The following is a 25,061-nucleotide window of genomic DNA, read 5'->3' on the forward strand; positions in this document are numbered from 1 at the left end:
GCAACAAAGCCCTGCTGATTAGGCTCTCACTGATCTCAGCTCCATATAATTCTTGCAATTGTGTTTTAATATCAGACACACTCATACCCTTCGCATATAAGGATATTATCTTTTGGTCTAAGCCATCTATTCTTGTTTGTTTCTTTGAGACTATTATAGGTTCAAATTTACCTTGTCTGTCTCTTGGAACATTTATCTCTATAGTACCATTCTCACTAATCAGATTCTTACTAAAACTACCATTCCTCGCATTCTCAGTTTCAGCTCTATCATACTTGCTATAACCTAAATGTTCTGACATCTCAGCATGCAGTGCTCGCTCTAAAATACCCTTGGTTAATCTCTCAGGGTTTAATTCCCCGAAGCTCTGCTTCGTGATATCATAAGAAACAACTAAAACTTTTTTAGATACCTCGTAGCTCTGCTGCGAGGAGCATCATTAAAAATTTTTTGTCAAAACTTCAGTTACTTACCATCAAACACCATTTCATCATGGAGATTTGCAGCAAGAACAAGATAATAACGTTAAAAAACTAGGAGGTACTAAACATCACTCTAAATGTGAAATAATACAATTATCTTTCTTCTTTATTTTCATATAACCTATCTAGAATTTACACAAATTCTAAATTCTATGCATTTTTTAAAAATGCATAGAACCTAAGTAACCCGTCATCTAATATTATTTAAAATTTGATAAAGTTATTTAAATATATTATAAGTAGACCTTTTTAAGGTATTACAAAACAATATGAGTCAGAAGCTTTATATTAAAACTTACGGATGTCAGATGAATGTGTATGACTCCGTTAAGATGCAGGATTTGCTATATCCTTATGGCTATGAGCCTACGGAAAATATCGAAGAAGCAGATGTTATTATTTTAAATACTTGCCATATTAGAGAAAAAGCCGCAGAAAAAACCTATTCAGAACTTGGTCGTATTAAAAAATTACAAGATGCACGAAAAAAACAAGGTCTAAATTCATCAATAATAGTAGTAGCTGGCTGCGTTGCACAAGCTGAGGGCGAAGAAATTTTTACCAGAACTCCTTATGTTGATATCGTAGTCGGTCCTCAATCTTATTATAATTTACCTGAATTAATTTCTAAAGTTGTTAGACACGAAAAACACTTAATCGATCTTGATTTTGTTGAAGAAGCAAAATTTGACCAATTACCTGAACAGTTATATCCGCAAGGAGCTAGTAGCTTTATATCAGTGCAAGAGGGGTGCGATAAGTTTTGTACTTTTTGCGTAGTACCTTATACTAGAGGTGCTGAATTTTCAAGAAACGTAGAGCAAGTTTATAGAGAAGCCTTAAAGGTAGTTAGTAGCGGTGCTAAAGAAATCATGCTGCTTGGACAGAATGTTAATGCTTATCACGGCAAAACATCAGACGATAAAGTATTTACTCTTGCTGATTTGATAAGGCATTTAGCAAAAATTCCAAATTTAGAGAGATTACGTTACACCACGTCACATCCGATAGATATGACAGATGATTTAATAAGCTTGCACGGCTTAGAGCCTAAATTAATGCCGTTTTTACATCTTCCAGTGCAATCAGGTTCAAATAAAATACTCAAGGCAATGAACCGCAAACATGATCGGGATTATTACTTTGATATAATTGATCACTTAAGAAAAGCAAGACCTGATATAGTTTTATCTTCTGATTTCATTGTTGGATTTCCTGGCGAAACAGATGAAGATTTTGCAGATACTTTAGATTTAGTCCGCAAAGTAAAATATGGTCAATGCTATTCATTTAAATATAGCCCACGTCCTGGTACCCCAGGTGCAACAAGAACCGATCAGATGCCTGAGCATATTAAATCAGAAAGATTAACCATCTTACAACAAGAATTATCAAATCAGCAGCTAGCCTTTAATGAAAGCTGTGTAGGTTCTACAATGAAAGTTTTATTTGATCGTGATGGTAAATTTGATGATCAAATAATAGGTAAAACACCTTATATGCAATCCGTATATATCTCAAACCCTAATAAAGATTTACTTGGTAAAATTATTGAGGTAAAAATTACTAAAGCAGCACTTAATAGTGTAACTGGTGAAATATACCGTTAATACTTTAAAGAGTCTTTTGCAATGATTGTGTAAATTTTTGTTGAGCCTATATTAGAAATGATGCTCCTCGCAGCAGAGCTACGAGGTATCTAAAAAAGTTTTAGTTGTTTCTTATGATATCACGAAGCAGAGCTTCGGGGAATTAAACCCTGAGAGATTAAAAATTGATTATATCTGGCTTAATTAATTATAGAACTTTCCGTAGTCCAATCTGTGATCTATCATCTATAGTATGCTCTGTGGTACTATCGGCAAGTATCATACCTTGATCTTCTATAACGATATGTAGCTTTTTCCATATGCGACGCTTATATTGCTTACCATGCTTATTTTCTAGCCATTCGTTCCCTGTGTAGGCTTGTATCCCTGTACTATCCATTGAAATACAACTAAATTCTTTATCTTGATTTCCATGTAAATACCTAAGATCTAATGACTTCATACGCTTACTTAATGTTGTATAGTCTGGACATCTAATAGATAAACCCGATATTTCAAAGAGCCAGTTTATAAAGCCTTGGGTTTGGCGTAACTTAAGACCGAATAAGCATCTGATCTTCAAACACTGTCAGGAGTTTCGCACTTAGCAAAAAGTATGTTAATCTAGAGAAAAATAGTTTTAGATAAAAATGACAAGAACAAAATGTAGCAAGGACTTATATAAATCATTTTTACAAGCAAGTAGTGTCAGATATACTAGCAAGGCATTATCTGAAGTGAGTCCAGTAGATCTATCTCACGATAGTGCAAGTCGATGGTTAAAGAGTAAGGATTTTCGTCCTAGCGAAATCTATAAGGAAGTGTCAAAATATATAGATTGGGAAGCACCGTGTTTATTAGTGGGGGATGACACCTTATTATCAAAGCAATACAGTCAGAAGATTGAGCTTGTACGTTATCAATATTCTGGAGCTGTACATGATGTTATACCTGGTATAGGAATGGTAAACTTACTACATTACAATACTAAAATTGCTCAATCTACTCCCGTAGATTATAGAATATATGATAAAGACACTGATGGTAAAACAAAGAATGAGCATTTTTGTGATATGCTTACTTTAGCTAAAGAAAGAGGTCTCAATCCTGATGCCATAGTCATGGATGCTTGGTATAGCGGGTTGGAGAATTTAAAACATATACGTAATTTAGGCTGGCTATGGGTTACCACCCTAAGGAAAAATAGAAAAGTTAATCATAATGTTAGCTTGGAAAGTTTAGAGATACCCGATGAGGGGCTAAAAATTCACCTACGTGGATACGGTTGGGTTACGGTATTTAAGTTTGTGGCAAAGAATGGTCGCATTGATTACATAACAACGAACTTGGAAAATCCCACACGTGAGCAAATAGAGAAAATTGTTAAGGCACGTTGGTCTATAGAGGTTTATCATCGAGAATTAAAACAAACTTGTGGTATTGAACGCTGTCAGGCACGCACGGGCCGAGCTCAAAGAAATCATATTTGCCTTGCAGTATTTGCCTGGCTTGATATGAATAAAAGGAGGATAAATGAAAACATTACTTTATATCAACAAACTTGGGAAGTTATAAAAACATCAATTCAAAACAATATCAGATGGCTTTTAACTGATTCGCAACTTTGCTAAGTGCGAAACTCCTGACTGTAATTGTAATAGTTGAGATTATATCTTACATTTAGTAAAATAAATTAATTATTAAATGGAGATAAAGAATGAACTTAAATCAAAAAATAATAAAACCAAAATTAGGTTTACTTGAATTAGCTAAGAGCCTTGGTAGTATATCATCAGCATGTAAAGCGATGGGATATAGTAGAGATAGTTATTACAGATTTAAAGAACTGTATGAAACTGGTGGCGAAGAAGCGTTGTATGAAATTAGTCGAAGAAAGCCAATAATAGCGAATAGAGTTGATCCTGCTGTAGAGAAAGCAGTACTAGATATGGCAATAGAATATCCAGCATATGGTCAGCTAAGAGTATCAAATGAGCTTAAAAAGACAGGTGTACTTGTATCACCTGGGGGAGTAAGATCAATTTGGTTACGTAATGATTTAAACAACATCAGTAAAAGACTTAAAGCATTAGAAGCAAAAATGGCTCAAGATGGTATTGTGCTTACTGAGGCACAATTACAAGTGCTAGAGAAGCGTCGTAATGAAAAAGAAGCTCATGGAGAAATTGAGACACAGCATCCAGGGTATCTAGGATGCCAAGATACATATTATGTAGGCAACTTTAAGGGTATAGGTAAGGTTTATTCTCAGGTATTTATTGATAGCTACAGCAGAGTAGCTGATGTTAAACTATATACTGATAAAACAGCTTTAACTGCTGCTGATATGCTTAATGACCGAGTGTTACCATGGTATGAGACTCAAGGGATACCAATACTTCGTATTCTGACAGATCGTGGGTCAGAATATAAGGGGAATATAGAGCATCATGCTTTTGAATTATTTCTAAGTATCGAAGGTATAGAGCATACTACTACTAAAGCATATTCTCCTCAAACAAACGGTATGTGTGAGCGTTTTAATAAAACCATGAAACAAGAATTCTTTGATACAGCTATGCGGAAAAAGATTTATACAGCTCTTGATGACCTACAATTAGATCTTGATATCTGGCTAGAGTATTTCAATAATGAAAGACCTCATTCTGGTAAATATTGTTATGGAAAAACTCCTATGCAAACTTTTAAGGATAGTAAGAAATTAGCTGTTGAAAAGAATAATGAAATCTTGTATCTTGAATATGTATCTGACAGTCAAAATTTAACTGACAATCAGGGGCAAAATTTATAGTGTCTGTAAGATCAAATCTTAACTTCTACACTGTAATATAGCGTGATCACTATAGCGTCTAGGTCTTCCTCGTTTCATTTCCTCTCTGTAATCAGCATACCAGCCAATCGCCAAATCACTGGCAATCATAAAATCTATGCGACCCCTATTGCGTAAAAAATTATTATATTCTGACCAATTCGTTATTTTATATTTAGAATACTTGCGTGATTTACTAAAAGGGGCTTTCTTCCGAGATCTCATATAATCTGGATTATTTTTAATTCAGGACATCTTACCAGATTATCACCACTCTTGCTCTACAAATCTTATTTATGCAACAAAGCCGAGAGATGCAGCTGTTATATATCAACAAAACAAAGGATACCAAGCATGGAGGGTAAAGAATAATTATGGTAGAAGGGAGCGTGTAGAGAACACGTTCTTTCGATTTAAAACTTCTTTTGGTAGTAAGTTTCTATCAAGACATGATCAAAATATGACAAAAGAAATGTCTATTAAATGCCACTTATTAAACAAAATGTTTGAAATTGGTAAACCTATCTCTGTGCCTGTTGGCTAGGCTAGCATTGCGGGGTTAGGGGCAGTATATTCAAAAGCTTATTTATGCAACAAAGCCTTGAGGAACAATAAAACCAAACTCATGTAGTAGCCCCCTAATTTCATTAGCAAGTGCTGTACGATTTTTTACCAATCTCTCTCTTACCCTATGTATTGATAAAATTTCTTGTTGCTCTATAGTTTTAATTGCAACAAATCTCATATTAGGTCTTGTCACGGCTTCACATATCGCTTCAGCATCTGCTTGATCATTTTTATTAGTTTTAACATATGGTTTGACAAATTGCGGTGCCATTAGTTTTACTTCATGCCCTAATTTAGTTATTTCTCTTGCCCAATAACTAGAACCACCACAAGCTTCCATCCCTACTAAACATTGTGGTAAATTAGCCATATAGCTAACACGGGAAGGTTTTTACCATTGCTGCCGTTATTGCATCACGAAAATCTTTAAAGTTTTTAATAATTTTTCTCAAGTAATTTTTAAAATTAGCCCAACAGTGTTCAATAGAATTTAAATCTGGAGAATAGACCGGTAGATAAATAAGAGTACAACCCGCTTTTTCTATTAATTCCTTTACCAACGGTGACTTATGAATACTCGCATTATCCATTATTACACATTGTCCAGGTTTTAGTGATGGGCATAATAGCTCACCTACCCACTGATTAAATAATTGCTTATCAATATAACCGGAATGCTCTAACGGAGCAATTAATTCTTTGGTGCCCTTATTATAACCAGCAACTATATTTACTCGCTCAGTAGCAAAACCTGCTTGCTCTGAGTAAGCTCTTGTTCCTCTTTCTGACCATCCGTACAACATGGTTATATTATTACTTACCCCCATTTCGTCACAATACACAAGTTTATCAGATGCTATTTGATCAATATATTCCACAAATTGTTTTCTAGCTTCTTCATCCCTGCCTTTGTATTTTGGCTCTTTTTTTATATGTAATTTTCATTCTATGAAGCGTGTCATAAAATGTGCTCATTGGCAGCTCGGGCGCTACTGCATCTCTTATATCTATAGCTCGGCTATCAGGATTATTTGCTAAAAATTCAATTATATTCTCCTTATTAGTAAACCTAGCATCACGTCCACTTTGCAGATGTTGTCTTGAGCTGTAGTCTCCATTTTCTTTATAACGTCTAATCCAATTTGATATCGTATGACGCTCTATACCTAATAAGTCTGATATTGCTTTTATTCTATATTTAGAGGTTTTGTGAAGACTGATTACCCTATCTCTTAAATCCTGACTGTATGCTTTCATCTCTACCGTAGTTAAAATCATTATCTTACATTATTCTAAGGAATAATTCTAGTCGCGTTAGCTATAAATGTCAAAACCTGATCTCTCATCAATTTTTTCTTTAATACTGTCTTGCCATTTTTATCTACACCATGAATTTGAAAAATTCTTTTTGCAATATCTATACCAATTGTAGTAACCTCCATATGGACCTCCTTAATTGTTGTTTTAATATGTTAAATATTAACCCTAGAAGATTAGCAACTGCTTTTCATTCTCTATATCAGGAGGTCCATACCATTAGTCCACTATCCTATCTCTGTGCCTGTTGGCTAGGCTAGCATTGCGGGGTTAGGGGCAGTATATTCAAAAGCTTATTTATGCAACAAAGCCATATTTTTAATTACTTCTAATATAGGCTCAACAAAAATTTACACAATCATTGCAAAAGACTCGTCGATTCTGCGCATCTCCTCGCAATGACGGTCATAACAAATACTATTGATGTTATACTAATAATCTGCTATACAAGAAGCCTTAAGCGGTCGTGGCGAAATTGGTAGACGCGCAGCATTGAGGGTGCTGTTCTGTAAAAAGATTGGAAGTTCAAGTCTTCTCGACCGCACCATATCATGGATTTTTAAATTTACTTTAACTTCTCAATTTCTTCTTTTTTTAACCGCATAGCGAAAATCTAGGGAGCTTGCTCCCTAGATGGATAGCGTTATAATATAAGCGTTGGCATATTATAATTTAGTAGAATGGAATTGAGGCGTAATAGTCATCATGTTTTTAGAATAATGTATCACTTTGTGTGGATACCAAAATCAACTAAACGCAATGGATAAAATTGAAAAAGAAACAAAGCAGTTTAACCTGTTTTGAAACTCGGTCGCTTGCGGCCGAGTTCTTCATATCAGTGTATAGCTAACGCGACTAGAATTATTCCTTAGAATAATGTAAGATAATGATTTTAACTACGGTAGAGATGAAAGCATACAGTCAGGATTTAAGAGATAGGGTAATCAGTCTTCACAAAACCTCTAAATATAGAATAAAAGCAATATCAGACTTATTAGGTATAGAGCGTCATACGATATCAAATTGGATTAGACGTTATAAAGAAAATGGAGACTACAGCTCAAGACAACATCTGCAAAGTGGACGTGATGCTAGGTTTACTAAGAAGGAGAATATAATTGAATTTTGAGCAAATAATCCTGATAGCCGAGCTATAGATATAAGAGATGCAGTAGGACTTTGTTGCATAAATAAGCTTTTGAATATACTGCCCCTAACCCCGCAATGCTAGCCTAGCCAACAGGCACAGAGATAGGTTTACCAATTTCAAACATTTTGTTTAATAAGTGGCATTTAATAGACATTTCTTTTGTCATATTTTGAGGCTCTGTCTCATCAATTGTGTAAATTTCGTGAACCATTAAATTCTACCATCAAATTTGATCATAAAATGAGCCATAGGATAGTGGACTAATGGTATGGACCTCCTGATATAGAGAATGAAAAGCAGTTGCTAATCTTCTAGGGTTAATATTTAACATATTAAAACAACAATTAAGGAGGTCCATATGGAGGTTACTACAATTGGTATAGATATTGCAAAAAGAATTTTTCAAATTCATGGTGTAGATAAAAATGGCAAGACAGTATTAAAGAAAAAATTGATGAGAGATCAGGTTTTGACATTTATGGCTAATTTACCACAATGTTTAGTAGGGATGGAAGCTTGTGGTGGTTCTAGTTATTGGGCAAGAGAAATAACTAAATTAGGGCATGAAGTAAAACTAATGGCACCGCAATTTGTCAAACCATATGTTAAAACTAATAAAAATGATCAAGCAGATGCTGAAGCGATATGTGAAGCCGTGACAAGACCTAATATGAGATTTGTTGCAATTAAAACTATAGAGCAACAAGAAATTTTATCAATACATAGGGTAAGAGAGAGATTGGTAAAAAATCGTACAGCACTTGCTAATGAAATTAGGGGGCTACTACATGAGTTTGGTTTTATTGTTCCTCAAGGCATTAATAAGGTTATCACAAAATTAATTGAGATTTTAGATGCAGGGAAATTAAGCCAGTTAAGTTATCAAACATTTAGTGAACTAAAAGAAGAATTCTTAGATAATAACAGAAAAATAAAAGAGATAGAAAAACGATTAACAATGATAGCAAGTAACCTAACTCAATATCAACGATTAAGAGCTATACCTGGTCTTGGTTTAATTACTGCTACTGCTTTAATAGCATCAATAGGTAATGCTACAAGTTTTGAGAATGGCAGGCAATTATCGGCATGGCTAGGATTAGTGCCAAGACAACATTCAAGTGGTGGGAAGGATAAGCTGCTGGGAATTAGCAAGCGAGGTGATGTATACTTACGCACTTTATTAATTCAAGGGGCTAGAGCTGTACTAAATGCCAAGATAAGATTTACATCGGAAGAACAGAAATCTAAAAAAGATTTTAGCCAATTTACGAAATGGATGTTTAATTTATCTGAGCGAAGTAGCCATAATAAAACGACAGTTGCCATAGCTAATAAGTTGGCAAGAGTGGTGTTTGCTGTACTAAGATCAGGAGATGATTATGTAGAGAGTAAAGTTTGTAGCTAAAGAGTGTGTAGCATAGCACTTATAAGTAAAATAAATGGTGATTTATATAATGAATAGGTAAAAGCAAAACAATATGTAAGAGATTCCAACCCGAAATATGCTTGAGATAATTAATATTGATGGTAAATAAGACAAACCTTAGCTTACAAAAAAACTGCGTTTTTCAGTGGCTCTTTTAGAAGCCGATGGACTGATAAGTATATAGTTTGTAAGCCAGCGAATTCCATCAGGGCTGTAGAATAAATTAGGTTGATTTATCAGCTATAAGCCGGATACATGACTGCATTTGTTTGTTTTTATTATTGATGTTATTTTTTTCTTGCATTCTACAGGAGGTCCATACATGAAAAATCAAGACAAAAAAATGAGTAGTATGTTTTCCTAATTTTTCGATTATCAGGCAGCAATTTGCTGATAATTTTGCATATAATTCAGATATACATTCATAGGCTTTTTATAACCAATACTTGAATGAAATCTGTGATAATTATATTTATTCAGATAATGATCAATCCCCTCTTTTAACTCTTTAACATTGTTAAAATCATTAATAAAGATACAATTATATTTTAAAGTTCTAAAAAACCTTTCTATTACTATATTATCAATACTTCTACCTGGCTTTGTTGCATAAATAAGATTTGTAGAGCAAGAGTGGTGATAATCTGGTAAGATGTCCTGAATTAAAAATAATCCAGATTATATGAGATCTCGGAAGAAAGCCCCTTTTAGTAAATCACGCAAGTATTCTAAATATAAAATAACGAATTGGTCAGAATATAATAATTTTTTACGCAATAGGGGTCGCATAGATTTTATGATTGCCAGTGATTTGGCGATTGGCTGGTATGCTGATTACAGAGAGGAAATGAAACGAGGAAGACCTAGACGCTATAGTGATCACGCTATATTACAGTGTAGAAGTTAAGATTTGATCTTACAGACACTATAAATTTTGCCCCTGATTGTCAGTTAAATTTTGACTGTCAGATACATATTCAAGATACAAGATTTCATTATTCTTTTCAACAGCTAATTTCTTACTATCCTTAAAAGTTTGCATAGGAGTTTTTCCATAACAATATTTACCAGAATGAGGTCTTTCATTATTGAAATACTCTAGCCAGATATCAAGATCTAATTGTAGGTCATCAAGAGCTGTATAAATCTTTTTCCGCATAGCTGTATCAAAGAATTCTTGTTTCATGGTTTTATTAAAACGCTCACACATACCGTTTGTTTGAGGAGAATATGCTTTAGTAGTAGTATGCTCTATACCTTCGATACTTAGAAATAATTCAAAAGCATGATGCTCTATATTCCCCTTATATTCTGACCCACGATCTGTCAGAATACGAAGTATTGGTATCCCTTGAGTCTCATACCATGGTAACACTCGGTCATTAAGCATATCAGCAGCAGTTAAAGCTGTTTTATCAGTATATAGTTTAACATCAGCTACTCTGCTGTAGCTATCAATAAATACCTGAGAATAAACCTTACCTATACCCTTAAAGTTGCCTACATAATATGTATCTTGGCATCCTAGATACCCTGGATGCTGTGTCTCAATTTCTCCATGAGCTTCTTTTTCATTACGACGCTTCTCTAGCACTTGTAATTGTGCCTCAGTAAGCACAATACCATCTTGAGCCATTTTTGCTTCTAATGCTTTAAGTCTTTTACTGATGTTGTTTAAATCATTACGTAACCAAATTGATCTTACTCCCCCAGGTGATACAAGTACACCTGTCTTTTTAAGCTCATTTGATACTCTTAGCTGACCATATGCTGGATATTCTATTGCCATATCTAGTACTGCTTTCTCTACAGCAGGATCAACTCTATTCGCTATTATTGGCTTTCTTCGACTAATTTCATACAACGCTTCTTCGCCACCAGTTTCATACAGTTCTTTAAATCTGTAATAACTATCTCTACTATATCCCATCGCTTTACATGCTGATGATATACTACCAAGGCTCTTAGCTAATTCAAGTAAACCTAATTTTGGTTTTATTATTTTTTGATTTAAGTTCATTCTTTATCTCCATTTAATAATTAATTTATTTTACTAAATGTAAGATATAATCTCAACTATTACAATTACAGTCAGGAGTTTCGCACTTAGCAAAGTTGCGAATCAGTTAAAAGCCATCTGATATTGTTTTGAATTGATGTTTTTATAACTTCCCAAGTTTGTTGATATAAAGTAATGTTTTCATTTATCCTCCTTTTATTCATATCAAGCCAGGCAAATACTGCAAGGCAAATATGATTTCTTTGAGCTCGGCCCGTGCGTGCCTGACAGCGTTCAATACCACAAGTTTGTTTTAATTCTCGATGATAAACCTCTATAGACCAACGTGCCTTAACAATTTTCTCTATTTGCTCACGTGTGGGATTTTCCAAGTTCGTTGTTATGTAATCAATGCGACCATTCTTTGCCACAAACTTAAATACCGTAACCCAACCGTATCCACGTAGGTGAATTTTTAGCCCCTCATCGGGTATCTCTAAACTTTCCAAGCTAACATTATGATTAACTTTTCTATTTTTCCTTAGGGTGGTAACCCATAGCCAGCCTAAATTACGTATATGTTTTAAATTCTCCAACCCGCTATACCAAGCATCCATGACTATGGCATCAGGATTGAGACCTCTTTCTTTAGCTAAAGTAAGCATATCACAAAAATGCTCATTCTTTGTTTTACCATCAGTGTCTTTATCATATATTCTATAATCTACGGGAGTAGATTGAGCAATTTTAGTATTGTAATGTAGTAAGTTTACCATTCCTATACCAGGTATAACATCATGTACAGCTCCAGAATATTGATAACGTACAAGCTCAATCTTCTGACTGTATTGCTTTGATAATAAGGTGTCATCCCCCACTAATAAACACGGTGCTTCCCAATCTATATATTTTGACACTTCCTTATAGATTTCGCTAGGACGAAAATCCTTACTCTTTAACCATCGACTTGCACTATCGTGAGATAGATCTACTGGACTCACTTCAGATAATGCCTTGCTAGTATATCTGACACTACTTGCTTGTAAAAATGATTTATATAAGTCCTTGCTACATTTTGTTCTTGTCATTTTTATCTAAAACTATTTTTCTCTAGATTAACATACTTTTTGCTAAGTGCGAAACTCCTGACAGTGTTTGAAGATCAGATGCTTATTCGGTCTTAAGTTACGCCAAACCCAAGGCTTTATAAACTGGCTCTTTGAAATATCGGGTTTATCTATTAGATGTCCAGACTATACAACATTAAGTAAGCGTATGAAGTCATTAGATCTTAGGTATTTACATGGAAATCAAGATAAAGAATTTAGTTGTATTTCAATGGATAGTACAGGGATACAAGCCTACACAGGGAACGAATGGCTAGAAAATAAGCATGGTAAGCAATATAAGCGTCGCATATGGAAAAAGCTACATATCGTTATAGAAGATCAAGGTATGATACTTGCCGATAGTACCACAGAGCATACTATAGATGATAGATCACAGATTGGACTACGGAAAGTTCTATAATTAATTAAGCCAGATATAATCAATTTTTAATCTCTCAGGGTTTAATTCCCCGAAGCTCTGCTTCGTGATATCATAAGAAACAACTAAAACTTTTTTAGATACCTCGTAGCTCTGCTGCGAGGAGCATCATTTCTAATATAGGCTCAACAAAAATTTACACAATCATTGCAAAAGACTCTTTAAAGTATTAACGGTATATTTCACCAGTTACACTATTAAGTGCTGCTTTAGTAATTTTTACCTCAATAATTTTACCAAGTAAATCTTTATTAGGGTTTGAGATATATACGGATTGCATATAAGGTGTTTTACCTATTATTTGATCATCAAATTTACCATCACGATCAAATAAAACTTTCATTGTAGAACCTACACAGCTTTCATTAAAGGCTAGCTGCTGATTTGATAATTCTTGTTGTAAGATGGTTAATCTTTCTGATTTAATATGCTCAGGCATCTGATCGGTTCTTGTTGCACCTGGGGTACCAGGACGTGGGCTATATTTAAATGAATAGCATTGACCATATTTTACTTTGCGGACTAAATCTAAAGTATCTGCAAAATCTTCATCTGTTTCGCCAGGAAATCCAACAATGAAATCAGAAGATAAAACTATATCAGGTCTTGCTTTTCTTAAGTGATCAATTATATCAAAGTAATAATCCCGATCATGTTTGCGGTTCATTGCCTTGAGTATTTTATTTGAACCTGATTGCACTGGAAGATGTAAAAACGGCATTAATTTAGGCTCTAAGCCGTGCAAGCTTATTAAATCATCTGTCATATCTATCGGATGTGACGTGGTGTAACGTAATCTCTCTAAATTTGGAATTTTTGCTAAATGCCTTATCAAATCAGCAAGAGTAAATACTTTATCGTCTGATGTTTTGCCGTGATAAGCATTAACATTCTGTCCAAGCAGCATGATTTCTTTAGCACCGCTACTAACTACCTTTAAGGCTTCTCTATAAACTTGCTCTACGTTTCTTGAAAATTCAGCACCTCTAGTATAAGGTACTACGCAAAAAGTACAAAACTTATCGCACCCCTCTTGCACTGATATAAAGCTACTAGCTCCTTGCGGATATAACTGTTCAGGTAATTGGTCAAATTTTGCTTCTTCAACAAAATCAAGATCGATTAAGTGTTTTTCGTGTCTAACAACTTTAGAAATTAATTCAGGTAAATTATAATAAGATTGAGGACCGACTACGATATCAACATAAGGAGTTCTGGTAAAAATTTCTTCGCCCTCAGCTTGTGCAACGCAGCCAGCTACTACTATTATTGATGAATTTAGACCTTGTTTTTTTCGTGCATCTTGTAATTTTTTAATACGACCAAGTTCTGAATAGGTTTTTTCTGCGGCTTTTTCTCTAATATGGCAAGTATTTAAAATAATAACATCTGCTTCTTCGATATTTTCCGTAGGCTCATAGCCATAAGGATATAGCAAATCCTGCATCTTAACGGAGTCATACACATTCATCTGACATCCGTAAGTTTTAATATAAAGCTTCTGACTCATATTGTTTTGTAATACCTTAAAAAGGTCTACTTATAATATATTTAAATAACTTTATCAAATTTTAAATAATATTAGATGACGGGTTACTTAGGTTCTATGCATTTTTAAAAAATGCATAGAATTTAGAATTTGTGTAAATTCTAGATAGGTTATATGAAAATAAAGAAGAAAGATAATTGTATTATTTCACATTTAGAGTGATGTTTAGTACCTCCTAGTTTTTTAACGTTATTATCTTGTTCTTGCTGCAAATCTCCATGATGAAATGGTGTTTGATGGTAAGTAACTGAAGTTTTGACAAAAAATTTTTAATGATGCTCCTCGCAGCAGAGCTACGAGGTATCTAAAAAAGTTTTAGTTGTTTCTTATGATATCACGAAGCAGAGCTTCGGGGAATTAAACCCTGAGAGATTAACCAAGGGTATTTTAGAGCGAGCACTGCATGCTGAGATGTCAGAACATTTAGGTTATAGCAAGTATGATAGAGCTGAAACTGAGAATGCGAGGAATGGTAGTTTTAGTAAGAATCTGATTAGTGAGAATGGTACTATAGAGATAAATGTTCCAAGAGACAGACAAGGTAAATTTGAACCTATAATAGTCTCAAAGAAACAAACAAGAATAGATGGCTTAGACCAAAAGATAATATCCTTATATGCGAAGGGTATGAGTGTGTCTGATATTAAAACACAATTGCAAGAATTATATGGAGCTGAGATCAGTGAGAGCCTAATCAGCAGGGCTTTGTTGCATAAATAAGATTTGTAGAGCAAGAGTGGTGATAATCTGGTAAGATGTCCTGAATTAAAAATAATCCAGATTATATGAGATCTCGGAAGAAAGCCCCTTTTAGTAAATCACGCAAGTATTCTAAATATAAAATAACGAATTGGTCAGAATATAATAATTTTTTACGCAATAGGGGTCGCATAGATTTTATGATTGCCAGTGATTTGGCGATTGGCTGGTATGCTGATTACAGAGAGGAAATGAAACGAGGAAGACCTAGACGCTATAGTGATCACGCTATATTACAGTGTTTGAAGATCAGATGCTTATTCGGTCTTAAGTTACGCCAAACCCAAGGCTTTATAAACTGGCTCTTTGAAATATCGGGTTTATCTATTAGATGTCCAGACTATACAACATTAAGTAAGCGTATGAAGTCATTAGATCTTAGGTATTTACATGGAAATCAAGATAAAGAATTTAGTTGTATTTCAATGGATAGTACAGGGATACAAGCCTACACAGGGAACGAATGGCTAGAAAATAAGCATGGTAAGCAATATAAGCGTCGCATATGGAAAAAGCTACATATCGTTATAGAAGATCAAGGTATGATACTTGCCGATAGTACCACAGAGCATACTATAGATGATAGATCACAGATTGGACTACTAATAGCTAATGTCAGAGCCAAGGATTTTCTGGGAGATCGAGGGTATGACGGTGAATCTACATATCAATTGTTGAGAAAGAAGAAGATAAAACCAGTTATTAGACCCCCAAACTCTTCAGTAAAAGTTCAATCGCTTAGGGATAAAACTGAGAGAGATGCAGCTGTTATATATCAACAAAACAAAGGATACCAAGCATGGAGGGTAAAGAATAATTATGGTAGAAGGGAGCGTGTAGAGAACACGTTCTTTCGATTTAAAACTTCTTCAGGAGTTTCGCACTTAGCAAAATTGTGTATTAGTTAGAAGCCATTTAATGTTGTTCTGAATTGATGTTTTTATAACTTCCCAAGTTTGTTGATATAAAGTAATGTTTTCATTTATCCTCCTTTTGTTCATATCAAGCCAGGCCAATACAGCAAGGCAAATATGATTTCTTTGAGCTCGACCCGTGCGTGCCTGACAGCATTCAATACCACAAGTTTGTTTCAATTCTCGATGATAAACTTCTATAGACCAACGCGCCTTAACAATTTTCTCTATTTGCTCACGTGTAGGATTCTCTAAATTAGTTGTTATGTAATCAATGCGACCATTTTTTGCCACAAACTTAAATACCGTAACCCAACCGTATCCACGTAGGTGAATTTTTAGCCCTTCATCGGGAATCTCTAAAGTTTCCAAGCTAACATTACGATTAACTTTTCTATTTTTTCTTAGGTTGGTAACCCATATCCAACCTAAATTACGTATATGTTTTAAATTATCCAAACCACTATACCAAGCATCCATAACTATAGCATCAGGCTTGATACCTCTTTCTTTAGCTAAAGTAAGCATATCACGAAAATGCTCGTTCTTTGTTTTACCATCAGTTTCTTTATCATATATTCTATAATCTACAGGAGTAGATTGATCAATTTGAGTATTGTAATGCAGTAAGTTTACCATTCCTATACCAGGTATAACATCATGTACAGCCCCAGAATATTGATAATTTACAAGCTCGATCCTCTTACTGTATTGCTTTGACAATAAGGTGTCATCTCCCACTAATAAACAAGGATCTTCCAGATCAATATATTTTGACACTTTGCTATAGATTTCGCTAGGGCGAAAATCCTTACTCTTTAACCATCGACTTGCACTATCGTGCGATAGATCTAATGGACTTACTTCAGATAATGCTTTGCTAGTATATCTTACACTACTTGCTTGTAAGAATGATTTATATAAATCTTTGCTACATTTTGATCTTGTCATTTTTATCTAAAACTATTTTTCTCTAGATTAGCATATTATTTGCTAAGTGCGAAACTCCTGTTCTTTTGGTAGTAAGTTTCTATCAAGACATGATCAAAATATGACAAAAGAAATGTCTATTAAATGCCACTTATTAAACAAAATGTTTGAAATTGGTAAACCTATCTCTGTGCCTGTTGGCTAGGCTAGCATTGCGGGGTTAGGGGCAGTATATTCAAAAGCTTATTTATGCAACAAAGCCGCATCTCTCTCAGTTTTATCCCTAAGCGATTGAACTTTTACTGAAGAGTTTGGGGGTCTAATAACTGGTTTTATCTTCTTCTTTCTCAACAATTGATATGTAGATTCACCGTCATACCCTCGATCTCCCAGAAAATCCTTGGCTCTGACATTAGCTATTAGTAGTCCAATCTGTGATCTATCATCTATAGTATGCTCTGTGGTACTATCGGCAAGTATCATACCTTGATCTTCTATAACGATATGTAGCTTTTTCCATATGCGACGCTTATATTGCTTACCATGCTTATTTTCTAGCCATTCGTTCCCTGTGTAGGCTTGTATCCCTGTACTATCCATTGAAATACAACTAAATTCTTTATCTTGATTTCCATGTAAATACCTAAGATCTAATGACTTCATACGCTTACTTAATGTTGTATAGTCTGGACATCTAATAGATAAACCCGATATTTCAAAGAGCCAGTTTATAAAGCCTTGGGTTTGGCGTAACTTAAGACCGAATAAGCATCTGATCTTCAAACACTGTAATATAGCGTGATCACTATAGCGTCTAGGTCTTCCTCGTTTCATTTCCTCTCTGTAATCAGCATACCAGCCAATCGCCAAATCACTGGCAATCATAAAATCTATGCGACCCCTATTGCGTAAAAAATTATTATATTCTGACCAATTCGTTATTTTATATTTAGAATACTTGCGTGATTTACTAAAAGGGGCTTTCTTCCGAGATCTCATATAATCTGGATTATTTTTTAATTCAGGACATCTTACCAGATTATCACCACTCTTGCTCTACAAATTTTATTTATGCAACAAAGCCATGATATATCTATATTTAAATGATGCTCCTCGCAGCAGAGCTACGAGGTATCTAAAAAAGTTTTAGTTGTTTCTTATGATATCACGAAGCAGAGCTTCGGGGAATTAAACCCTGAGAGATTAAAAATTGATTATATCTGGCTTAATTAATTATAGAACTTTCCGTAGAATCCATTCTCTGGGTTCTACTTTAATACAAGACTCATTGTACCTTCCTTTACCCGGAAGATGAGAATATGAATATCACTCAACAACATCTATGCGATTATTTTTATAACTTACTTATCTTCTATTTTGTGCTATAATATAATGCACATACAAATATTAGTAACTAATTATGGCAGTTTCAAAGTTCCTCGATCCTAAAAATGATGTCGCCTTCAAGAAAATCTTTGGTTCTGAAAAAAACAAAGATATTCTTATCCACTTCATCAATGATATCATGGGATTTAAAGATGATGAACAAATACAGGATGTTACTTTCCTAAGTCCTATCCAAGACCCTGATATTGCTTATAAAAAGCAATCTCTCGTCGATGTTCTTTGTAAAGCTCAAAATGGTACGCAAATCATCGTAGAAATGCAAGTCTCCCCTTCTAAAGGCTTTGAGAAAAGAGCTCAATATTATGCTGCTAAAGCCTATTCTCGACAACTATCCCAAGGACAAAAACAAGACGGTCTCTATGCTAACCTTAAGGAAGTCATCTTTATTGCTATTAGTGATTATATTATCTTCCCTGATAAAGCTGATTATATCTCTCATCATGTTATCCTTGATAAAGTTACTTTTGAACATGACTTAAAGGATTTCTCTTTTAGCTTTATTGAACTACCTAAATTTAATATAGATAAAATTGAAAACTTAAAAACTATTACCGAAAAATGGTGCTATTTTTTTAAATATGCTACTAACACAAGTGAAGCTGACCTGCAGAAAATTATAGGTAGTGATCTTGTAGTAGGGCGTGCTTATGAAGCATTAAATCAGTTTAACTGGAATGAAGCAGAACTCCTTGCTTATGAGCAGGAAATTAAACGCATCATGGATAACAAAGCTGTCGAAGATTTCATGATTGAATCCGCTGAAGCTAGAGGCGAAGCTAGAGGTATGCAGATTGGGGAAGCTAAAGGTTTGCAGATTGGCAGAAACGAAGGTATGCAGATTGGCAGAAACGAAGGTATGCAGATTGGCAGAAACGAAGGTATGCAGATTGGTAGAAACGAAGGTATGCAGATTGGGGAAGCTAAAAAAACTATGGAAGTAGCTAAAAATTTATTAGCTCAAAATATAGATATTAAAACTATCTCTGTTGCTACTGGTCTTTCAATTGATGAAATCAATAAACTAAAAAATAGCTAGTCAAATATTATGCAAACAGCAAAATCTACATTAAAGCTTAAAGTACCAGTCAGTATTGTTACGCCAATCCTTAAAAAACAAGTGGTCGTCTTTGATAAGCAAGTAGTACAAACACCAAAGCCCGAGAGTGCTCAGGTTAACTCTGGAGGTAAATCCGTTAAACATAGTACGGGTCATAATAAAGCTCAAGACGCTAAATTGGCTAAAGCACAAATTAAAGCTGAAAAAGCAAGGATTCTAGCAGAACAGCACAAAGAAGCCCTTAAAGCTAAACTGGCAAGATGGAAAGATGAATCTAAACAAATCTTAAAATTACTGCAAACAAAATATCCTCTGTGTTTTTCTATTCCTGCTAAACCTCTTGCTATAGGTATTAGTAAAGAAGTTATAGCACTCGAGAACGATAATTTCTCAAAACAACAGATTAAGAGATTCTTTAGACGATATTGTGCTGATTACAGATATAAAAAACTTCTTGTTGAAGGAGCCCAGCGTTTTAACTTAGATGGATCGCCAGCTGGCTTAGTTACTAAAGCAGAAGTGCCGCCAAAAACTAACAAATTCTCTAACCTTAAAAAATCTTAAATTTCTGTTCTTTACAGATACTCTTTTTAAACAAAAAGTAAAACTCCTTTTATCATCATTTTTTTGAAAAAATTATTCGGAATAACATATGCAAACAAAACGCTCATACAATAATTCTATCTTCATCGATGAAAATACAGATCCAAAAATAGACGGCATAATTCCATACAATTATAAAAAACGATGTGATGAATTAAACAAGATAGTTAAAATCACATAGCAACACAACAGAAAAAATTAATCTCTCAGGGTTTAATTCCCCGAAGCTCTGCTTCGTGATATCATAAGAAACAACTAAAACTTTTTTAGATACCTCGTAGCTCTGCTGCGAGGAGCATCATTAAAAAAACAAAGTTCTCACAAGATAAGTTAGTCTATCCGCCAAAAACACTTCAAATCCTGATCATTTGTAATGGGATAGAGTTTTGACAACAAATTGCTAAGATTTTCAATAAAAATTAATAAGTTATGTTAATTTTTACTGATACATTTCTGTGTTGGTCTAATTTTGATATGGAGCTATTGTTAACGATTTTTTATCGTTCATCTAGTTTTTGCATGATGATATTTTTGATTTATGTGGAGTTAGACACGATTTGTAAATGATTTGCAATGCATCGTAAATTCAAACCAATAGCAGAGATTATTGGATTGATAATATCTCCTATCATACCTTTCAAGAAGTTTCTACCCATCCGACCATATTGCTTTAAGTGACCTATTATTGGTTCTATGGCACTGCGTCTCTTGATCATAGACTTGTCCTCTTGTAACAACTTCTTCCGCGTTTTTGGGGTATATACCTTACTCTTCTCCTTTACATTGCTACCACTATACCCAAGATCAACAAATGATTTCTTTATCTTGATTCCAGTGACACTCTCTACTGCTTCAAAGCTCTGATGCAATGTATGACCATCATAAGGATTATTATGAAACGATTTTGCGGATAAAACAAAATTTCTACGACCACTTACTACTACCGCTACTTTATTGCCAAACTCATATGGCTTGTTGCGTTTTCCCTTTCCTATACACTCTACTTCAGGGGCATGAAAACTATATAATACTTTGTTATCTTCTTTATATTGCTTTTTAGCTTCTCTTTTTAAAACAGATTGGTTATGTATTTGTTTTATTTTTTGCAATACTTCTTGATTTTTGAGAGACAAGTTTAATTGCTTATTTTTGATCTCACGCTCACATACTCTAATCAAACGACCCAGTAATATTTTTAAATGCTTCATTATTTTCCAACGCTTCTTGGCTTTACTATGTTCTTTATATTTCCATAGCTTTACTATATCGCGTTTATAGGTTCTAGCGTATGTTTCATTCAAATGTATACCCAAACTGTTGCAAAGCTTTACTATGCTAAGCCTAGCTTTATCCATTAAATAAACATCGTGTGGGTGTTTGATATTCTTAATTTGTACAGTCGTATCAGCGATGATTAATGGCTTTGTTGCATAAATAAGATTTGTAGAGCAAGAGTGGTGATAATCTGGTAAGATGTCCTGAATTAAAAATAATCCAGATTATATGAGATCTCGGAAGAAAGCCCCTTTTAGTAAATCACGCAAGTATTCTAAATATAAAATAACGAATTGGTCAGAATATAATAATTTTTTACGCAATAGGGGTCGCATAGATTTTATGATTGCCAGTGATTTGGCGATTGGCTGGTATGCTGATTACAGAGAGGAAATGAAACGAGGAAGACCTAGACGCTATAGTGATCACGCTATATTACAGTGTTTGAAGATCAGATGCTTATTCGGTCTTAAGTTACGCCAAACCCAAGGCTTTATAAACTGGCTCTTTGAAATATCGGGTTTATCTATTAGATGTCCAGACTATACAACATTAAGTAAGCGTATGAAGTCATTAGATCTTAGGTATTTACATGGAAATCAAGATAAAGAATTTAGTTGTATTTCAATGGATAGTACAGGGATACAAGCCTACACAGGGAACGAATGGCTAGAAAATAAGCATGGTAAGCAATATAAGCGTCGCATATGGAAAAAGCTACATATCGTTATAGAAGATCAAGGTATGATACTTGCCGATAGTACCACAGAGCATACTATAGATGATAGATCACAGATTGGACTACTAATAGCTAATGTCAGAGCCAAGGATTGAGTCTTTTGCAATGATTGTGTAAATTTTTGTTGAGCCTATATTAGAAGTAATTAAAAATATAGGTAACAGAAATGCAAATAGAGAAGAATAAAAAAATAAATGAAGCAATAGATTTGCTGATAGAAGGCGGAGTAGATTTAAAAACAGTACTAAGTCAGAATGGATTAATTAAGGAATTAACCAAGGGTATTTTAGAGCGAGCACTGCATGCTGAGATGTCAGAACATTTAGGTTATAGCAAGTATGATAGAGCTGAAACTGAGAATGCGAGGAATGGTAGTTTTAGTAAGAATCTGATTAGTGAGAATGGTACTATAGAGCTAAATGTTCCAAGAGACAGACAAGGTAAATTTGAACCTATAATAGTCTCAAAGAAACAAACAAGAATAGATGGCTTAGACCAAAAGATAATATCCTTATATGCGAAGGGTATGAGTGTGTCTGATATTAAAACACAATTGCAAGAATTATATGGAGCTGAGATCAGTGAGAGCCTAATCAGCAGGATTACAGATGAAGTAATAGATGAGGTCAAGATTTGGCAGAGTAGACCTCTTGAATCAGTATACCCTATAGTATATTTTGACTGTTTAGTAGTGAAAGTAAGACAAGATAAACTTATTATTAATAAATCAGTATATGTAGCTTTAGGAATAGATTTATCTGGCAGAAAGGATATTTTAGGCTTATGGATAAGTGAGAATGAAGGAGCTAAATTTTGGCTTGGTAATTTTACTGAAATGAAGAATCGAGGAGTAAAAGATATCTTAATTGCTTGTAGTGATAATCTAACTGGTATGTCTGATGCTATTGCATCAGTATATCCGAAAACTGAACATCAAATTTGTATTGTCCATCAGATCAGGAATAGCCTCAAATATGTATCATATAAAGATAGAAAGCAATTAGCAGCGGATTTGAAACTAATCTATACTTCTGCTACTGAAAAAGAAGCAGAATTAGCTCTTGAGTCATTTGATCAAAAATGGAGTAAGCAATATCCGCATATAGCTAAATCTTGGTATAATAATTGGGATAATTTGATAATTTTCTTGCAATATCCAAAGGAGATTCGTAAGATTATTTACACTACAAATGCGATAGAATCGCTGAATAGCCAATTGAGAAAAGTTACTAAGAATAAACGCATCTTTCCAAAGGTAAATTCCAGTATTAATTAAGCCAGATTTATATTTTCTTCCCATACCTCATTGGGTGTTTTATAACCGAGCACTTTTCTTGGTAAATTATTTAAAAAATCCTCAATTTCTTGTAATTGCTTTATTGTTAATTTTTTTATATCTAAAGATTTAGAGTATACTCTGTGCACCATTGAGTTAATCTTCTCTATCAATGGTTTTTGCCATGGAGAATAAGGATTGCAAAAATATACTTTTCGTTCAGATTTTGGCAATAGTTGTTCATGATTGGTAAATTCTTTGCCATTATCTAACGTTATGCTTTTGATTATATGCGACAATTGTTTAAGTTTTTTATTCATGTTACCAATCACATCTTGTGTTCTTTTTGAACGGTTTAAAGTGAGAAACACTTTTTGTGTTCTGATATCCACAAGAGCGCCTATATTACGACTTTGATTACCTTTGTTAAAAGTTAAATCACCTTCTAAATGACCTATTGCTGCTATCTTTCTATTTATCTCTGGTCTTTCAGTAATGGAAACTCGATTTGGTATTGTAATTCTTTTGTTTCTGATTCTTGTACCATGATGCAACCTATTTTTCCTTTTTCTTGCTAAAGATAAATATAATTTTTGCCTTTGTGCTATAGGAGATGTATAAATAAACTGGTATATACTCTCTGTAGAAATATTGACAGTATCTCGTGATAGTTTACGTCTACCTGAAATTATATCTGGTGAAATACCCTGTGTTAACTGCTTTATTATTTCTGCTCGTAAATTATTATCAATATCTAATTTTCTTTTTCTCTTACCTTGCCTTAAACTGCAAGCAAGTGTGTTAGCCCTATCTGGTCTATAATTATGCCTCATTCTCTTGAGTTCATAACATATAGTGCTTTTATCACGGCCAATCTTTGTCCCTATATATCGCGAGCTATAACCACTCTTATTCATTTCGTATATTTTAAATCTTTCATCTATCGTTAAATGAGCCATGATATATCTATATTTAATTAAAAATTGATTATATCTGGCTTAATTAATTATAGAACTTTCCCTTAATGTTGTATAGTCTGGACATCTAATAGATAAACCCGATATTTCAAAGAGCCAGTTTATAAAGCCTTGGGTTTGGCGTAACTTAAGACCGAATAAGCATCTGATCTTCAAACACTGTAATATAGCGTGATCACTATAGCGTCTAGGTCTTCCTCGTTTCATTTCCTCTCTGTAATCAGCATACCAGCCAATCGCCAAATCACTGGCAATCATAAAATCTATGCGACCCCTATTGCGTAAAAAATTATTATATTCTGACCAATTCGTTATTTTATATTTAGAATACTTGCGTGATTTACTAAAAGGGGCTTTCTTCCGAGATCTCATATAATCTGGATTATTTTTAATTCAGGACATCTTACCAGATTATCACCACTCTTGCTCTACAAATCTTATTTATGCAACAAAGCCGCTCTCCATTGTTTCAACCTTTTCTGCAAACAGCGTAATTGCTTCCCATTATAATTCCCATGATACTTTTCTGTCAAATATGCTAATATGGTAGTTGCTTGCAACTCCGGTGCTGAGATAGTGGACTAATGGTATGGACCTCCTGATATAGAGAATGAAAAGCAGTTGCTAATCTTCTAGGGTTAATATTTAACATATTAAAACAACA

26 protein-coding genes, 1 tRNA gene and 5 pseudogenes are annotated in these 25,061 nt (G+C 34.1%); 15 read left to right on the forward strand and 17 right to left on the reverse strand.

Translation table 11 applies throughout. From position 1 onward, the window contains the following. Positions 1 to 10: 10 nt before the first annotated feature. Positions 11 to 346, reverse strand: a pseudogene (locus AAHI98_RS00370) (transposase); the annotation flags it as partial. A 405-nt stretch (positions 347 to 751) separates the two neighbouring features. Here AAHI98_RS00370 and miaB (AAHI98_RS00375) point away from each other — a divergent pair. Continuing rightward, the gene (miaB, locus tag AAHI98_RS00375) at positions 752 to 2,092 is read left to right on the forward strand and encodes a tRNA (N6-isopentenyl adenosine(37)-C2)-methylthiotransferase MiaB (protein ID WP_342224691.1); all 1,341 of its coding nucleotides are present in this window, start codon (positions 752 to 754) and stop codon (positions 2,090 to 2,092) included. 187 nt (positions 2,093 to 2,279) lie between these two features. On the opposite strand, the gene AAHI98_RS00380 is transcribed toward miaB (AAHI98_RS00375), so the two are convergent. Beyond that, positions 2,280 to 2,654 (reverse strand): transposase, encoded by a 375-nt coding sequence (locus AAHI98_RS00380; RefSeq protein WP_342224692.1) that lies wholly within the window; start codon positions 2,652 to 2,654, stop codon positions 2,280 to 2,282. Between the two features lie 67 nt (positions 2,655 to 2,721). On the opposite strand from AAHI98_RS00380, the gene AAHI98_RS00385 reads away from it, so the two are divergent. Together AAHI98_RS00385 and AAHI98_RS00390 are read left to right on the forward strand one after the other, a co-directional pair. Then, positions 2,722 to 3,702 carry an IS701 family transposase gene (locus AAHI98_RS00385; protein WP_342224659.1) on the forward strand — a complete coding sequence of 327 codons (981 nt, stop codon included), beginning with the start codon at positions 2,722 to 2,724 and terminating at the stop codon, positions 3,700 to 3,702. 86 nt (positions 3,703 to 3,788) lie between these two features. Continuing rightward, a complete protein-coding gene (locus AAHI98_RS00390) occupies positions 3,789 to 4,883 on the forward strand; it encodes an IS481 family transposase (RefSeq protein WP_342224693.1) in 1,095 nt (364 codons plus the stop codon). A gap of 18 nt (positions 4,884 to 4,901) precedes the next feature. Here the strand turns inward: AAHI98_RS00390 and AAHI98_RS00395 are convergent, their stop codons facing one another. The 5 genes and pseudogenes from AAHI98_RS00395 to AAHI98_RS00415 all read right to left on the reverse strand — a co-directional run. After that, positions 4,902 to 5,126 carry a hypothetical protein gene (locus AAHI98_RS00395; RefSeq protein WP_342224694.1) on the reverse strand — a complete coding sequence of 75 codons (225 nt, stop codon included), beginning with the start codon at positions 5,124 to 5,126 and terminating at the stop codon, positions 4,902 to 4,904. Between the two features lie 373 nt (positions 5,127 to 5,499). After that, a pseudogene (locus AAHI98_RS00400) lies at positions 5,500 to 5,844 on the reverse strand (IS110 family transposase); the annotation flags it as partial. Then, positions 5,843 to 6,346, reverse strand: coding sequence for an IS630 family transposase (locus tag AAHI98_RS00405; protein WP_342224695.1), 504 nt, complete (start codon positions 6,344 to 6,346; stop codon positions 5,843 to 5,845). The gene AAHI98_RS00405 and the pseudogene AAHI98_RS00400, both read right to left, overlap by 2 nt. A gap of 19 nt (positions 6,347 to 6,365) precedes the next feature. Continuing rightward, the gene (locus AAHI98_RS00410; protein ID WP_342224696.1) at positions 6,366 to 6,746 is read right to left on the reverse strand and encodes an IS630 transposase-related protein; all 381 of its coding nucleotides are present in this window, start codon (positions 6,744 to 6,746) and stop codon (positions 6,366 to 6,368) included. Between the two features lie 35 nt (positions 6,747 to 6,781). Then, a pseudogene (locus AAHI98_RS00415) lies at positions 6,782 to 6,910 on the reverse strand (IS110 family transposase); the annotation flags it as partial. 335 nt (positions 6,911 to 7,245) lie between these two features. Between AAHI98_RS00415 and AAHI98_RS00420 the strand changes: the two are divergent. Then, positions 7,246 to 7,332: transfer RNA gene (locus AAHI98_RS00420), tRNA-Leu, on the forward strand. Between the two features lie 339 nt (positions 7,333 to 7,671). Next, positions 7,672 to 7,914 (forward strand): helix-turn-helix domain-containing protein, encoded by a 243-nt coding sequence (locus AAHI98_RS00425; RefSeq protein ID WP_342224697.1) that lies wholly within the window; start codon positions 7,672 to 7,674, stop codon positions 7,912 to 7,914. A 103-nt stretch (positions 7,915 to 8,017) separates the two neighbouring features. Here AAHI98_RS00425 and AAHI98_RS00430 read toward each other — a convergent pair whose 3' ends face one another. Continuing rightward, complete coding sequence (locus AAHI98_RS00430; protein ID WP_342224698.1) at positions 8,018 to 8,146, reverse strand: hypothetical protein; 129 nt, start codon at positions 8,144 to 8,146, stop codon at positions 8,018 to 8,020. A gap of 147 nt (positions 8,147 to 8,293) precedes the next feature. Here AAHI98_RS00430 and AAHI98_RS00435 point away from each other — a divergent pair, with 147 nt between their 5' ends. After that, entirely contained in the window at positions 8,294 to 9,343 is a 1,050-nt protein-coding gene (locus AAHI98_RS00435; RefSeq protein ID WP_342224642.1) for an IS110 family RNA-guided transposase, read from the forward strand. A gap of 396 nt (positions 9,344 to 9,739) precedes the next feature. Here AAHI98_RS00435 and AAHI98_RS18030 read toward each other — a convergent pair whose 3' ends face one another. Next, on the reverse strand, positions 9,740 to 10,027 hold the full coding sequence (locus AAHI98_RS18030; protein WP_410526183.1) for an integrase core domain-containing protein: 288 nt from the start codon (positions 10,025 to 10,027) through the stop codon (positions 9,740 to 9,742). Positions 10,028 to 10,046: 19 nt separating this feature from the next. Between AAHI98_RS18030 and AAHI98_RS00440 the strand changes: the two genes are divergently transcribed. Next, the gene (locus AAHI98_RS00440) at positions 10,047 to 10,271 is read left to right on the forward strand and encodes a hypothetical protein (protein ID WP_342224694.1); all 225 of its coding nucleotides are present in this window, start codon (positions 10,047 to 10,049) and stop codon (positions 10,269 to 10,271) included. A gap of 18 nt (positions 10,272 to 10,289) precedes the next feature. On the opposite strand, the gene AAHI98_RS00445 is transcribed toward AAHI98_RS00440, so the two are convergent. Next, a complete protein-coding gene (locus tag AAHI98_RS00445; RefSeq protein WP_342224693.1) occupies positions 10,290 to 11,384 on the reverse strand; it encodes an IS481 family transposase in 1,095 nt (364 codons plus the stop codon). Positions 11,385 to 11,470: 86 nt separating this feature from the next. Continuing rightward, positions 11,471 to 12,451 (reverse strand): IS701 family transposase, encoded by a 981-nt coding sequence (locus tag AAHI98_RS00450; RefSeq protein WP_342224659.1) that lies wholly within the window; start codon positions 12,449 to 12,451, stop codon positions 11,471 to 11,473. Positions 12,452 to 12,518: 67 nt separating this feature from the next. Between AAHI98_RS00450 and AAHI98_RS00455 the strand changes: the two genes are divergently transcribed. After that, positions 12,519 to 12,893 carry a transposase gene (locus AAHI98_RS00455; RefSeq protein ID WP_342224692.1) on the forward strand — a complete coding sequence of 125 codons (375 nt, stop codon included), beginning with the start codon at positions 12,519 to 12,521 and terminating at the stop codon, positions 12,891 to 12,893. A gap of 187 nt (positions 12,894 to 13,080) precedes the next feature. On the opposite strand, the gene miaB (AAHI98_RS00460) is transcribed toward AAHI98_RS00455, so the two are convergent. After that, positions 13,081 to 14,421 carry a tRNA (N6-isopentenyl adenosine(37)-C2)-methylthiotransferase MiaB gene (miaB, locus tag AAHI98_RS00460; RefSeq protein ID WP_342224691.1) on the reverse strand — a complete coding sequence of 447 codons (1,341 nt, stop codon included), beginning with the start codon at positions 14,419 to 14,421 and terminating at the stop codon, positions 13,081 to 13,083. A gap of 405 nt (positions 14,422 to 14,826) precedes the next feature. On the opposite strand from miaB (AAHI98_RS00460), the pseudogene AAHI98_RS00465 reads away from it, so the two are divergent. Together AAHI98_RS00465 and AAHI98_RS00470 are read left to right on the forward strand one after the other, a co-directional pair. Next, positions 14,827 to 15,162: pseudogene (locus tag AAHI98_RS00465) on the forward strand (transposase); the annotation flags it as partial. Positions 15,163 to 15,245: 83 nt separating this feature from the next. Continuing rightward, positions 15,246 to 16,127 carry an IS5 family transposase gene (locus tag AAHI98_RS00470; protein ID WP_342224690.1) on the forward strand — a complete coding sequence of 294 codons (882 nt, stop codon included), beginning with the start codon at positions 15,246 to 15,248 and terminating at the stop codon, positions 16,125 to 16,127. On the opposite strand, the gene AAHI98_RS00475 is transcribed toward AAHI98_RS00470, so the two are convergent. Continuing rightward, positions 16,104 to 17,084 carry an IS701 family transposase gene (locus AAHI98_RS00475; protein WP_342224689.1) on the reverse strand — a complete coding sequence of 327 codons (981 nt, stop codon included), beginning with the start codon at positions 17,082 to 17,084 and terminating at the stop codon, positions 16,104 to 16,106. The two genes, AAHI98_RS00470 and AAHI98_RS00475, sit on opposite strands and share 24 nt — an antisense overlap. A gap of 46 nt (positions 17,085 to 17,130) precedes the next feature. Between AAHI98_RS00475 and AAHI98_RS00480 the strand changes: the two genes are divergently transcribed. Next, entirely contained in the window at positions 17,131 to 17,268 is a 138-nt protein-coding gene (locus tag AAHI98_RS00480; RefSeq protein ID WP_342224688.1) for a hypothetical protein, read from the forward strand. Between the two features lie 38 nt (positions 17,269 to 17,306). On the opposite strand, the gene AAHI98_RS00485 is transcribed toward AAHI98_RS00480, so the two are convergent. After that, positions 17,307 to 18,062, reverse strand: coding sequence for an IS5 family transposase (locus AAHI98_RS00485; RefSeq protein ID WP_342224699.1), 756 nt, complete (start codon positions 18,060 to 18,062; stop codon positions 17,307 to 17,309). Between the two features lie 421 nt (positions 18,063 to 18,483). Between AAHI98_RS00485 and AAHI98_RS00490 the strand changes: the two genes are divergently transcribed. Both AAHI98_RS00490 and AAHI98_RS00495 read left to right on the forward strand, forming a co-directional pair. Next, positions 18,484 to 19,506 carry an Rpn family recombination-promoting nuclease/putative transposase gene (locus AAHI98_RS00490; protein WP_342224700.1) on the forward strand — a complete coding sequence of 341 codons (1,023 nt, stop codon included), beginning with the start codon at positions 18,484 to 18,486 and terminating at the stop codon, positions 19,504 to 19,506. A 9-nt stretch (positions 19,507 to 19,515) separates the two neighbouring features. Continuing rightward, on the forward strand, positions 19,516 to 20,091 hold the full coding sequence (locus AAHI98_RS00495) for a ProQ/FinO family protein (RefSeq protein WP_342224701.1): 576 nt from the start codon (positions 19,516 to 19,518) through the stop codon (positions 20,089 to 20,091). A gap of 575 nt (positions 20,092 to 20,666) precedes the next feature. On the opposite strand, the gene AAHI98_RS00500 is transcribed toward AAHI98_RS00495, so the two are convergent. Further along, a complete protein-coding gene (locus AAHI98_RS00500) occupies positions 20,667 to 21,485 on the reverse strand; it encodes a hypothetical protein (RefSeq protein ID WP_342224702.1) in 819 nt (272 codons plus the stop codon). A gap of 148 nt (positions 21,486 to 21,633) precedes the next feature. Here AAHI98_RS00500 and AAHI98_RS00505 point away from each other — a divergent pair, with 148 nt between their 5' ends. Both AAHI98_RS00505 and AAHI98_RS00510 read left to right on the forward strand, forming a co-directional pair. Further along, positions 21,634 to 22,239 (forward strand): IS5 family transposase, encoded by a 606-nt coding sequence (locus AAHI98_RS00505; protein WP_342224703.1) that lies wholly within the window; start codon positions 21,634 to 21,636, stop codon positions 22,237 to 22,239. Between the two features lie 71 nt (positions 22,240 to 22,310). After that, positions 22,311 to 23,408 (forward strand): annotated as a pseudogene (locus tag AAHI98_RS00510) (IS256 family transposase); the annotation flags it as partial. A gap of 8 nt (positions 23,409 to 23,416) precedes the next feature. Here AAHI98_RS00510 and AAHI98_RS00515 read toward each other — a convergent pair. Together AAHI98_RS00515 and AAHI98_RS00520 are read right to left on the reverse strand one after the other, a co-directional pair. Then, positions 23,417 to 24,379 (reverse strand): IS30 family transposase, encoded by a 963-nt coding sequence (locus AAHI98_RS00515; protein WP_342224646.1) that lies wholly within the window; start codon positions 24,377 to 24,379, stop codon positions 23,417 to 23,419. Positions 24,380 to 24,418: 39 nt separating this feature from the next. Continuing rightward, positions 24,419 to 24,769 (reverse strand): transposase, encoded by a 351-nt coding sequence (locus AAHI98_RS00520; RefSeq protein ID WP_342224705.1) that lies wholly within the window; start codon positions 24,767 to 24,769, stop codon positions 24,419 to 24,421. Between the last annotated feature and the right edge of the window lie 292 nt (positions 24,770 to 25,061).

This window comes from Rickettsia endosymbiont of Urophora cardui, assembly GCF_964030725.1.
GTDB lineage: Bacteria > Pseudomonadota > Alphaproteobacteria > Rickettsiales > Rickettsiaceae > Rickettsia.